Genomic DNA, 11708 nt, shown 5'->3' with positions numbered 1-11708 from the left:
TTTCTTCCTGCCGTCTCGAAACTCATTCTCACCATTCAATCCGGCGCGTGCTGGTGCGACGCCGTGGTTTGGCGTCGCATCGACACGCGCGAGGGCTGAGGACCGCAACGGAGTGAGGACCGCAGGCGGTTGGGGAGGCGTGTGGCTGTCGCGGGTGCGGAGCTGTGCGGTCTCCCCTAGGTACCGGGAGTAGCTAGCTTCACGATTTTGCGCTTCTATTTCGGGAATCCTCAACCGCATTCCCGTCAAGAAAGTCCACGTACTACGAAAAAGCGACTCCTACTCGCCTTCACCATCCGCCCGAACAGCCGTCTCCACAGCGTGGTCCGAGCCCACAGCATCGTGGAGGTCGTACTCGTCGCCGGTCACCATGTAGAGCACGTCCTCGGCGACGGTCAGTATCTCGGGAACCTCGCGGGCCACGGCCCACGCGATACCTACCAGCGCCACCACCGAGAGACTCTGGGCGATGACGCGGTCGGAGATGAAGTACGACACCATGTTGGGGTTGTCGTACCCCACCAGCCCCGAAATCGGGTCCACGAATATCTGGAGCCACTGGAAGCTGAACGCGAGCGTGATGAACACCACGCGAGCGAGATTCAGCACCCAGATGACCGGGATGGCGATGGCGAGTGCCCGGAGCTTTCGGCGGAGCGGCGCGCGAACCGCGGCGATGAGGCCGCCGAAGATGGCCATGCTCCCGAGTCCGGTGCACGCCAGCAGGACGTTGGTCGTGAACTCGCCCTTCGTCGGGTGGACGAACAGGTACGTCCCCCAGAGGTCGCGCTCGTGCTGGATGACCTCGAACTCGTAGCCCATCGTCCGCATCACGAACTCGCCCTGCATCGTCACGAGCTCGATGAGCCACGTCTTCGCGGGCGAAATCATCGTGAACGGCATGTAGATGAGACCCATGAACGCGACCGCGCGCGAGAGGATGAAGAGCGTCTCGCGACCCTGCGCCAGCAGATACGCGGCGTACAGACACGCCGGAAGCGCGGCGAGGCTGAGCGCACCCTCGATGAAACTCCGCTGTTCGAACGCGAAGTGCGGGAACAACACCAGCCAGAAGACGCCAAACACGACCCACGCGCCCGACGCGAGGTAGCGCGCTCGGCCGCGACCGCGCGTACCGTCGTACCAGTCGAGGACGACGGCCGCGCCGAACAGTCCGACGGAGAGCCACGCGAGCGCGTCGGTGAGGGCTGTACTCACGGTTACTCGGTAGCAAGCGCGCGCCGAATAAAGAGGTGTCGGCTCCGGTCGAGTCTGTTAACGTCGGCTTAGCGCGGTGGAAACACGGCGTTTCCGCGAGCGGCGGTGCTATCGCTGGTCGGTGTAGAGTCCAAAAATGGTGTCGCGAAGCGAATCGAACCCGGTCGTATTTGGTGGGCAACAAGGTATCAGCAGTTGCGGTCTATCCACTCGGCCCACTCCTCGAAGTCCTTCGCACCGCACTGTTCGGCGATAGACCGGTACGTGTCCTGAGAGATTCGGTCCGAATCAGTAAGCGGAACCGTGACGATGCGAACCGCACCGGTGTCAGGATGCTCGTACCGGAGCTTGACGTGGCTACCGGTGCGCCCGACCGGTTTGTAGCGTTTCGAACGGAGCGCCTTGACGATGTCTCACCCGTCGAAATCAGCGTACACCATCTACGCGAGCCACGGTGGAGGTGATTCGTCGTCCTCGATTCCATCGAGGTCTATCCCGATTGTGGCGAAAAATTCGTCTTCGTCGTCGACGGGTTCGCCACCGCCTTCGTGGAGTTCGAGGGCTTCCGCGAGCATCGCGAGCGCATCGGACTTCGACCGCCCGCTGGATGCGACGACGGTTTCGAGGTCGCGCGCAGTGACGAGACCATCCTCGTAGGTGAACTCGACACCCTCTCCGACGTGGTCGTCGGTCGTGGTGCTCATCGGCTCAAGTTAGACCGACCGGCGGAATAAGTGCTTGGCTGCGCTAGCGCCTGCGCTTCGTTTACGCCCGAAATTCAGTTGCTCAGGAAGACCGTGAAGAGCGCACCGCCCCTTCCTGAAGCTAACACTAATAATTGCGTACATACAAAGACACCGTATGACCAAGACGATTCGCGTTTCGGAGCGCTTCCACGAGGTCGTGAAAGCCCACAAGCGAGGTGACGAAACGATGGAGGATGCACTGCGGCGACTGATGGGTGGCCCATCCCCGGACGCCCTCGCAGAGATCATCGGCGAAAGTGACGAGACCGCTGCAGAGATGCGCGAGGCAATCAAGCAAAAACGCGATCGGGGTCGAGAGCGCCGTGCAGATATTCGCGAGCGGTTCGAATGATTCTGGACACGTCGTTTTTGCTCGATTTAAAGGATGGTAAACAAAATGCGTTCGAAAAAGCCGTCGAACTGTACGACTCGAACGCGGTACAGCGCGTGGCAGTGCCATCCGTGATGGAACTGCAGTACGGCGCGGTTTTCACCGACTCGCCGGACGAACAGCGACGAGTGCAGAATCTCCTGCAGATGTACCCACTCGTGCCCGTTGACAAACGCACAGCGCTCCGGGCAGGCGAACTGCTAGCTGAGTCGGATCACCAGCACGGAGGCAATAGCGGTGTCGATACACCGGACGCGGTCATCGGAGCGGTTGCCGACCGGTTCGGTGAGCCGGTTCTCACCGACAACGTCGCGGATTTCGAGAAGTTCCCTGACATCGAAGTGGAAACGTACTGAAAACGGAACCGACGGCTACATTTGATTTTCGAAAACTGCTGAATTCGAGTGTCTCGTAGGTATTGGTCCACCAGTTCGCTAGAACAGGTCGTGGTGCTCACGTACCAGCTATCGCTGGTCGGTGTAGGTCCGAAAAAATGGAACCGCGAAGCGAATCGAACCCTGAAGGGTTCGGTGATTAGTCAGCTATTCAGTTGCTGCGGCGGAGCGCGAGGAGCGCGGCACCGAGCAGTGCGACAAGGGCAACACCCATGCCGAAGCCGGGGATGCCGCCGTCGCCACCGTCACCGTCGCCGTCGTCACCGTCGCCCTCGTCGGTCTCGGGCTCTTCGGTGGTGTCAGGCTCTTCCGTGGTGTCGGGCTCTTCGGTCGTTTCCTCGGTGGTCGTTTCCTCGGTCGTTTCCTCGGTGGTCGTTTCCGTGGTCGTCTCCTCCGTGGTCGTCTCCGTCTCGTTGTCCTCGCCCTGGTCGACGCTGTCGAGGACCATCGCGTCAGCGGTGGCGTCCTCAACGTTGTCAGCCGAGGCGGTTATCTCGAGTTCCGTACCGTTGTCGAGTCCGGAGAAGTCGAACTCACCGGAGAACTCCCCGTCGGAGTCGATTTCGCCGGAGGTCGACCAGTAGTCGCTCTCGGACTCGGCTTCGAGGGTGACCTCGGTGCCGGGCGCGAGGTTGCTCGTACCGGAGACCTCAGAGTCCTCGGAGTTCGGGAGCTCGAGTTCGTCGTTGTCGTTCAGGTTGCTGAGTTCGAGATTCGTCTCAGGGACACTGAAGTCGCCTGAAACACTCTCTTCCTCGTCAGTGAAGCTGTGTGCGTCACTGATCTTGAATTCTGCTTCGTACTCGTCGTCAGCTTCGATGCTGTGACCGTCAGTGTCGAAGATGAGGAAGAACGTGTTGTTCTCCGCGTCGAAGTACGATGCGTTTGCGGTCGTCGCGTTGAACTCGTTCGGCTGCGCGTTGGCTCCCTCGTTCGTCTGCGTGACGTTCAGGAAGACACCGTGCTTCGAGTCGTTTGCGCCGCCGAAGTCGCCAGCACCGCTGACGTTGCCGTAGATACCCGACGCTTGGGTTTCGACGACAACGAGGTCGTTCTGTGCGATGGTGTCAGATTCCGAGACACCCTCGAGGAGTTCGTCAACGTCGCTGGGGTAGCTGCCCGCATCAGCATGGACCCACGTGTTGAGGTCGTCCGTCGAGCGCTGGGTCAGACGGAGGCTCGTCTTGTCTTCGCGGCTGTCGGAGCCTTGCTGGTAGACCGTAAGGTCGTAGTTCCCGTTACCGACGACATCGCTCAGGCCACCAGCGTCCAAGTTCTCACCGCTGTAGACGCCGTAGTCTCCGCTGGTGTCGATACTGTCATCGCCTGCAACGTCAACCATGTCGCTCGCACTACCACTGTAAGATTTCGAGGTGTCGAACTCGACGGTCACTTCGTCGTCGTCATCCTCGTCGGTGACGGAGAAGTTGACCATGAAGTTACTGTCCGAGCCACCAATCTGAACATCAGCGGTGTCGGTATTCTCGATGTCGACAGTGAACTCGGCGACGTCACCGTTCTCCTCCGAGACGACGCTATTCGGGAGCGAGATGGAAGCGTCCTCGGGCTCGGTCACGTTGACCGTGGCGGTGTCCTCGGCGCTAGTGTCGTTCACGTCGAACTCCATGTCGTACTCGCCGGTGTCGATTCCATCGAAGTCACCCTCGAGTTCGTCGGAGACCGTGATTACGGCTTTGTCGTCATCTTCGTAGACAGCACGGTCGTTGTACTGCGAGGTGTTGAAGATGTCTGCGAGTTCCTCGTGGTCGAGTCCGTCGGCCGTCACGTCGACATCGTAACTACCGCGGTTCGAGTCGAACTCGAACGTGGTGTTACTCTCGTCGCCCGCACCGTTCGTGACGTTAACGGGGTCCGCAGTCACTTCGAAGTCCTGGACTGCGAGGGACCAAAGTGCATTGTCGACGGTATCAGTACCGTCTTCGACGCCGTTGCTATCGAATGTGACGTAATTACCGCTTTCGTCAACAATGACATAGTCGCCGTCTTCAAGACCCGCGGTGTCAAGGATTGCACCGTCGTCGAAAGTGATTTCACTTTCGAAGTCAGTGTCAACGCCTGAGCTACCACTGCCATCATCTTCAACCGAGTGAAGTTCCCACTCCACGTTGTTGTTACCACTGTCCAGGTACAGGGTCTCACCCTGCCAATACCGCTCGCCGTCGTCGAGAGTGTCGTCTGCGTCGTTGGCGCTAACCGCCGCGGCGGAACCCGCGAAGGCTACGGTGCCTGCGAACACAGACGCCACCATAAGCGCAGCCAGGAAGACCGCGCGAAGTTTCTTTGTATTGCTTGTCATGTTTGGTTTGGTTATTCGGTCGGCGACAGCATCTTTCCCGTAGTCCTTTTTGCGTAACCCGGCGTTTCCGGGTGTGGACCACCTGTACTCAACACTGGCACCATGGGTAGGGGTACAGTTCAACTAATTTAGCGGGCGTGGTAAATACTTTGTGTTATCTTAACCGCTATTCGGGCGTGGGAACGGCTCACACGTCCGTTCTCGGAAGTCGAAAGCTGCCGTTACGCGGGCGTTGCGGTTGCTTACGCGACGGGGGTGGAGGTCAATGACAGATTTCGTACTCGGGTTTGAGTATCTTTTCCGAGTACCGCTCGTTCGATTGTGTAGCGGTAGTGGTCAGGTCAGCACTTCGTGTCTCTCTATCGACTCTAGTTACGGGACTTTCGTGCGCGCTCGCGCGACACTCCTAGAGGAATCGCGTCGTCGAGGACCGATGCACGCAAGGACAGTCTCCCGAGACGGACTGCACTTTCCTCGGTCGGTGTCAAGGCCACTACCGCGAGTAGCTTAGGCCTTACGGGGAGCGGGGGAGTTTCACCGAGCGATACCGCGAGAAACGAGCGACTTCTCCGGGAGAGAACAGGGTCGCGATTCCGAGCCGATTCGTACCGTTCGGCCGCCTTTTCCTTGGTTCGCTCGCGCCCTTCGCGGATGACCGAACGCGCGTCGTCCGCGATTTCGTCGCTTCACGCGTCTCAGAATTTGTCGAGCGGTTCGCCCTTTATGCCACGATTCAGTCCCGCGTCACAACTTCGATTTCGTGGCCGTCCATGTCCTTCGTGAACGCGTAGCGATTGTCGCAGGATTCGGGGTCGCGGTAGTCCTCGGCGTCGCGTTCCATCAGGCTGTCCCACGCCGAATCGAGGTCGCTGGTCCGGACTGCAAGGTGGCCCCACGCGTCGCCCATCTCGTACGAGCGGCCGTCGTAGTTGTACGTCAGCTCCACGGCCATCGCCTCGTCGGCCGCGTCCTCGGGCTTCATGAAGTAGTTCGCGAACGTGTCGGACTCCCACCGGCCGGTGTGCTCGTATTCGAGCTTTCGGGTGTACCACCCGAGCGCTTCGTCGGCGTCCTCGACCCGAATCATGGTGTGGTCGAGGCTCCACTCGGCGCCGTAGTCGCGCTCCACGATTTCGACCTCGTGGCCGTCGGGGTCCTTGACGAAGGCGTACGACCCGCCACAGGAATCGGGGTCGCGGTAGTCCTCGACGCCCTCGTCCATCAGTTCCTCGTAGGCGTCGTACACGTCGTCGACGCGGACCGCGATGTGTCCCCACGCGTCGCCCATCTCGTAGGAGCGACCGTCGTGGTTGTACGTGAGTTCGAGGGCCGCACTCTCCTCGTGTGCGCCCTCGGGCGCGAGGAAGACGTTCGTGAAGGTGTCGGCCTCCCAGCGCCCCGTCTCCTCGTAGTCGAGGTGGTCCTGATACCAGTCGAGCGCCGCGTCGAGGTCTTCGACGCGCATCATCACGTGGTCGAGTGTCGCGTTCATGCGTTTGAAACGTTCGGGCTTCCGGAGCGAAAAGGCTACTGTTCGCGGAAGGAGTGTCGGAAAGCGATTCAGACGAGACGGGGATTGTTACGTCCCAGAAAGCCCCCGGACGCTCGCGACGTAACTATGAAAACTATAAAAATGGGATTTCGTGAGCTTCTCTCTCGAACGTAAACACCCAGAAAGCCCCCGGACGCTCGCGGTCGCTCTGCGGGATATTCGCGCTCTCCGCACAGCCCGCGCGAATACTGGCCCGCAGAGACTACCACGGGCTTCGCCCGCGAGCGCCGGAAGACAAACCGCATCTTCCGAGGTCACGCTCGCTTCACTCGCGTGACCGTCCGGCCCCTTTCAGTCCACCCGACCACTGCACCGCAACCGCAGGCCACATCCTCCCCAACCGACTGTGCTTCTCGTCGCTCCTTTCGGTCGCTCCTGCGATGTCTGTGAACTGCGTTCGCAGATCAGCGAGACGCGAAGCGTCTCGCAAGCCTCATCCCTCGCGCGGTTGTGTCGCGCCACGAGGGCGCGACCGCACGCGCCGGAAGACAAACCGCGTCTTCCGAGCCTGTGGTCGCTTCGCTCCCACAGACGCCGAGTGGATGGTCCACCGAGAAATCAGCCGGTGGCAAAATCCACCGGGGTGGGACTGAAAGGGGCCGCCCGGTCGCGTTTATCTTGGTCGTCTCAGCGACCCCTATTCGGCGCGCGGTTTGCGCCGAATATGTCGCTGAGCGACCGCGACCGGGCGGGGGCTTTCTGGCTGTTCGCAGTTATTCTGTCGTCGCGATTCAAAACGACCGGATGGAGGCTTTCGAGGCGTTCTCAGACGTGTATTCTGTAGTTCGTACCGACTGAACTGAGTTCCACATCAAGCATCGGATAAAAACGTCTCACGAAGGTCCGGCCAGTGGAACCACCACGCCGCGGTCCACAGCAACAGCGTCCCGGTCGGAAACCCGGTCAAGCCGGTCCGAGACATCCCGAGCGTGAACCACAGGTGACTCGCGCCCGCGAGAATCAGCAGGCCGCCGGTCACGCGCCGGTCCTCCCGCGCGGTAAACGTCCCAAAAAGCGCGCTCCCGACCGCGAGCAGGTACAGCACCACGCCGACCGGCCACGCGAGCAATCGCTGAGGCAGGCCCGCGGTGTAGACGAACAGGTAGTTCGGAAGCGTCGTGACGTGAATCGGACCCGTCCCCACCAGCCCCCACGCGAAGACGAAATCGCCGGTCGGAAAGACGGTCCACGGAGCGAGCGCGAGCGCCGCGAGCGCGAGGAGCCGACGCATCTCACTTCCGGACGATGAGCCGAAGCACGTCCTCGTCGGCGAGTTCGTGTTCGGTGCCGACCTGTTGCTCGTCGTGTTTCGCGCTCGGTCCGGAGACGCGCGCGAACCGGAAGCGGTCTTCGAGGTCGCCGCCGAGGTTCCGGGCGGCGTCGCCGACCGTGCTCCCCCGCGGAACGACGAGCGGTTCGTCGTAATCGACGCCCCGACCGGGCTTGTCCATGTAGATTCGCATCAGGCCGAGTTCCTCCCAGATGGTCTGTTTGAGCGAGTCCAGCCCCTTCTCCTTCTCGGCGGAGATGAAGATGGCCTCCTCGGGGTCGATGTCGTGGCCGCGCAGATTCTCGTTGACCGTCTCGACGTAGTCGGGTTCGATGAGGTCCACCTTGTTGACCGCCACGATGGACGGGATGTACTCGCGGTTGTCCATCACGCCGTCCACGAGGCGGTCTAAGTCCACCTGCTCGCGGATGGTCACGTCGGCGTTGACGTAGCCGTGTTCGCGCAGGACTTCCCCGACCACTTCCTCGGGGAGGTCTAAGTCCACGCTCGAAGTCACGCGGATGCCGCCCTTGCCCTTCTTCGCTATCTTCACGCTCGGCGGGGACTGGTCGAGACGAATCTTGTTCTCGTACAGTTCCTTCCGCAGACGTTCGTACTGGTCGATTTCGAACACCGAGAGGACGAACACCACGAGGTCCGCGGCGCGCACGACCGAGAGGACCTCTTGGCCGCCCCCGCGACCCTGGGCCGCGCCCTCAATGAGACCCGGCACGTCGAGGAGTTGGATGTTCGCGCCGTTGTACTGGAGCATGCCGGGGTTGACGTTGAGCGTGGTGAACTCGTAGTCGCCCACCTCGCTCTCGGCGGCGGTGAGCGAGTTCAGGAGCGTGGACTTCCCGACGCTCGGAAAGCCGACGAACGCGACGGTGGCGTCGCCGTGCTTCTCGACGTGGTAGCCTTCGCCGCCGCCAGCCGAGGACTGGTTTTGGAGTTTCTCCTTCTTCTCCGCGAGTTTGGCCTTCAACCGTCCGATGTGCGCCTCCGTGGACTTGTTGTACGGCGTCTCGGCGATTTCGTCGCGGAGGGCCTCGATTTCTTCCTCCAGTCCCATTAGGAGTGAGTCGGCCGCGCGCGCCGAAAAACCCTTTCCTTCCGGGCGGGCGTCGGCGACGGCGTCGTTTCGTCCCGGCGGCGAATCGCCGCAAGCGAGTGTTCCGCCGCCGGTCGAAGCGACCGAAAGACAACTCTTAAAACTGCCGCGGGGGTTCGTGTAGGTATGGCTGAGACGATAGAAGTACTCGTTCCCGGCGGGCAGGCGGACCCCGGTCCGCCGCTCGGACCCGAACTCGGGCCGACCGCGGTCAACGTACAGGATGTCGTCAACGACATCAACGAACAGACCGAGGCCTTCGACGGTACGGAGGTCCCCGTGACAATCACCGTTGAAGAGGACGGGAGCTACGACATCGAAATCGGCGTCCCGCCGACGGCCGCGCTCATCAAGGACGAGGCCGGATTCGAGACGGGAAGCGGCGAACCCCAGAAGGATTTCGTCGCCGACCTCTCCATCGAACAGGTCAAGACCATCGCAGAGCAGAAGAAACCCGACCTGCTCGCGTACGACACCCGGAACGCCGCGAAGGAAGTCGTCGGCACCTGCGCCTCGCTCGGTGTCACCATCGAGGGCGTGGACGCCCGCGAGTTCAAGGAGAAGGTGGACTCCGGCGAGTACGACGACGTGCTCGGCGTCGAGGAAGCCGCAGCGTAATTCGTTTTCTCCCGTTTTCGGTCGATAGGCGACTTCTCGTCGGTAGTCATTCCTGTGTTCTCGGCAGTCACGACACTACTCGATAATTATGGTTGTTCGCGCGCACAAGCGCAGGACTCACCGAAGGACGACAGTGAAAGACGGATGTTAGTGCAATCGAACACGAAAAGCCGTCTCAACGCGAACCGTGGTACGGAGTCCCTCGGCGCGCTCAGATTGCTTCGACGGGTTTAAGTTTCAGATGACCTTTTCTCCGGAACGAGACAGGCGTGTACTGTCTATTGCCGTTCGGTCGCGGATTCGCCGTCCCGGCGACCCGCGACGAGGCGACAACAGACAGTGACCTGTTTCACTGACCCGTAGGAGCGTCCTGCGTACTACGGAGGTGAACAATGGCAGATCAGGAGATAGAGCAAGCCGTATCTAGCGCGCTCGAGGACTCCCCGGAGCGGAATTTCCGCGAAACGGTAGACCTCGCCATCAATTTGCGCGACCTAGATCTAAACGAACCGTCGAACCGCGTAGACGAAAGTATCGTCCTTCCGGCCGGAACCGGACAGGACACCCAGATTGTCGTGTTCGCGGAGGGCGAGACCGCCCTCCGCGCCGAGGAGGTTGCCGACGAAGTCTTCGATGGCGACGAACTCGAAGACCTCGGCGACGACGACGACGCGGCCAAGGACCTGGCCGACGAGACCGACTTCTTCATCGCCGAAGCGTCGATGATGCAAGACATCGGTCGCTACCTCGGTACCATCCTCGGCCCGCGAGGGAAGATGCCCGAACCGCTCCAGCCCGACGACGACGTTGTCGAAACCATCAACCGGATGAAGAACGTCGTCCAGCTTCGGAGCGGCGACCGGCGCACCTTCCACACGCGCGTCGGCGCGGAGGACATGACCGCCGAGGATATCGCCGACAACATCGACGTGATTCTTCGTCGGCTCCACTCCAACCTGGAGAAGGGGCCGCTCAACGTCGACAGCGTCTACGTGAAAACTACCATGGGTCCGTCCGTGGAGGTGGCCTAAGATGTCCGCCGAAGCAGAGCGCAAGACCGAGACCATCCCGCAGTGGAAACAGGAGGAGGTCGACGACCTCGTGGACCTCATCGAGGGGTACAGCAGCGTCGGCATCGTCAACGTGACCGGCATTCCGAGCCGCCAGCTCCAGACGATGCGCCGCAATCTCCACGGGAGCGCCCAACTCCGCATCAGCCGGAACACGCTCCTCGAACGCGCCCTCGAAGAGGTAGACGCGGGTATCGAGGAACTCGGCCAGTACGTCTCGGGCGAAGTCGGACTCATCGCGACCAACGACAACCCCTTCGGGCTGTTCAAACAACTCGAAGAGTCGAAGAGTCCCGCACCCATCAGCGCGGGCGAAGTCGCGCCCAACGAAATCCTCATCCCCGAGGGCGACACGGGCGTCGACCCCGGACCGTTCGTGGGCGAGCTCCAGACCATCGGTGCCGCGGCCCGCATCATGGAGGGGTCCATCCACGTCACCGAGGACAGCGTCGTCGCCGAGGAAGGCGACGAGGTGTCCGCCGACGTGGCGAACGTCCTCGCGGAACTCGGCGTCGAGCCGAAGGAAGTCGGACTCGACCTCAAGGGCGTGTTCTCGGACGGCGTCCTCTTCGAGGCCGACGAACTCGCCATCGACGTCGAGGAGTACCGTGCCGACGTGCAGGCCGCCGCGGCCCGCGCCCGCAATCTCTCGGTCAACGCGGTCTACCCGACCGCCCAGACCACGCCCCTGCTCGTCAGCAAGGCGACCGGCGAGGCCAAGAGTCTGGGTCTGGAGGCCGCAATCGAGAGCCCCGACCTCGCCGACGACCTCGTGAGCGCGGCCGACGCGCAGGTTCGCGCGCTCGCGGCCCAAATCGACGACGAGGAGGCGCTCCCCGAGGAGCTTCGCGGCGTCGAGGCTCCCGCGCCGACTGCCGAGGAGACTGACGAATCGAGCGACGAAGAAGCCGAATCCGAAGCCGACGAGACCGAAGCCGAAGACGAAGACGACGATGACGACGACGAGGGCGGTGCGGAAGGTCTCGGCGCGATGTTCGGATAACAACACTTCAACACTAC

The 11708-nt window shown here is 61.6% G+C and carries 12 protein-coding genes; 5 read left to right on the top strand and 7 right to left on the bottom strand.

From position 1 onward, the window contains the following. Positions 1-279: 279 nt before the first annotated feature. The 3 genes from artA to EKH81_RS11135 form a co-directional block, all read right to left on the bottom strand. Entirely contained in the window at positions 280-1218 is a 939-nt protein-coding gene (gene artA / locus EKH81_RS11145; RefSeq protein WP_132057534.1) for an archaeosortase A, read from the bottom strand. 188 nt (positions 1219-1406) lie between these two features. Further along, positions 1407-1628, bottom strand: a complete 222-nt coding sequence (locus EKH81_RS11140; protein ID WP_202935130.1) for a type II toxin-antitoxin system HicA family toxin — start codon at positions 1626-1628, stop codon at positions 1407-1409. A 30-nt stretch (positions 1629-1658) separates the two neighbouring features. Further along, positions 1659-1922 (bottom strand): type II toxin-antitoxin system HicB family antitoxin, encoded by a 264-nt coding sequence (locus tag EKH81_RS11135; protein WP_132057533.1) that lies wholly within the window; start codon positions 1920-1922, stop codon positions 1659-1661. 157 nt (positions 1923-2079) lie between these two features. Between EKH81_RS11135 and EKH81_RS11130 the strand changes: the two genes are divergently transcribed. Both EKH81_RS11130 and EKH81_RS11125 read left to right on the top strand, forming a co-directional pair. Further along, positions 2080-2316 carry a hypothetical protein gene (locus tag EKH81_RS11130; RefSeq protein ID WP_132057532.1) on the top strand — a complete coding sequence of 79 codons (237 nt, stop codon included), beginning with the start codon at positions 2080-2082 and terminating at the stop codon, positions 2314-2316. Next, the gene (locus EKH81_RS11125) at positions 2313-2711 is read left to right on the top strand and encodes a PIN domain-containing protein (protein WP_132057531.1); all 399 of its coding nucleotides are present in this window, start codon (positions 2313-2315) and stop codon (positions 2709-2711) included. Before EKH81_RS11130 ends, EKH81_RS11125 begins: the two co-directional genes overlap by 4 nt. A gap of 190 nt (positions 2712-2901) precedes the next feature. On the opposite strand, the gene EKH81_RS11120 is transcribed toward EKH81_RS11125, so the two are convergent. The 4 genes from EKH81_RS11120 to EKH81_RS11105 form a co-directional block, all read right to left on the bottom strand. Continuing rightward, positions 2902-5067, bottom strand: coding sequence for a DUF7827 domain-containing protein (locus EKH81_RS11120; RefSeq protein ID WP_132057530.1), 2166 nt, complete (start codon positions 5065-5067; stop codon positions 2902-2904). 733 nt (positions 5068-5800) lie between these two features. After that, positions 5801-6559, bottom strand: coding sequence for a VOC family protein (locus EKH81_RS11115; protein WP_132057529.1), 759 nt, complete (start codon positions 6557-6559; stop codon positions 5801-5803). Between the two features lie 871 nt (positions 6560-7430). After that, a complete protein-coding gene (locus tag EKH81_RS11110; protein WP_132057528.1) occupies positions 7431-7850 on the bottom strand; it encodes a TIGR04206 family protein in 420 nt (139 codons plus the stop codon). Position 7851: 1 nt separating this feature from the next. Continuing rightward, positions 7852-8961: an OBG GTPase family GTP-binding protein gene (locus EKH81_RS11105; RefSeq protein WP_132057527.1), complete on the bottom strand. Its 1110-nt coding sequence runs from the start codon at positions 8959-8961 to the stop codon at positions 7852-7854. 165 nt (positions 8962-9126) lie between these two features. Between EKH81_RS11105 and EKH81_RS11100 the strand changes: the two genes are divergently transcribed. The 3 genes from EKH81_RS11100 to EKH81_RS11090 all read left to right on the top strand — a co-directional run bounded on the left by EKH81_RS11100 (position 9127) and on the right by EKH81_RS11090 (position 11691). After that, complete coding sequence (locus EKH81_RS11100; RefSeq protein ID WP_132057526.1) at positions 9127-9618, top strand: 50S ribosomal protein L11; 492 nt, start codon at positions 9127-9129, stop codon at positions 9616-9618. A gap of 392 nt (positions 9619-10010) precedes the next feature. Next, positions 10011-10649 carry a 50S ribosomal protein L1 gene (locus EKH81_RS11095; protein ID WP_132057525.1) on the top strand — a complete coding sequence of 213 codons (639 nt, stop codon included), beginning with the start codon at positions 10011-10013 and terminating at the stop codon, positions 10647-10649. A 1-nt stretch (position 10650) separates the two neighbouring features. Beyond that, positions 10651-11691: a 50S ribosomal protein L10 gene (locus EKH81_RS11090; protein WP_132057524.1), complete on the top strand. Its 1041-nt coding sequence runs from the start codon at positions 10651-10653 to the stop codon at positions 11689-11691. The last annotated feature ends 17 nt before the right edge of the window (positions 11692-11708 follow it).

Origin of the sequence: Halorussus amylolyticus, from assembly GCF_004143485.2 — an archaeon.
GTDB classification, from domain to species: Archaea; Halobacteriota; Halobacteria; order Halobacteriales; family Haladaptataceae; genus Halorussus; species Halorussus amylolyticus.
Note: the sequence above shows the minus strand (reverse complement) of the source record. Positions and strands in the feature narration are given on the sequence as shown.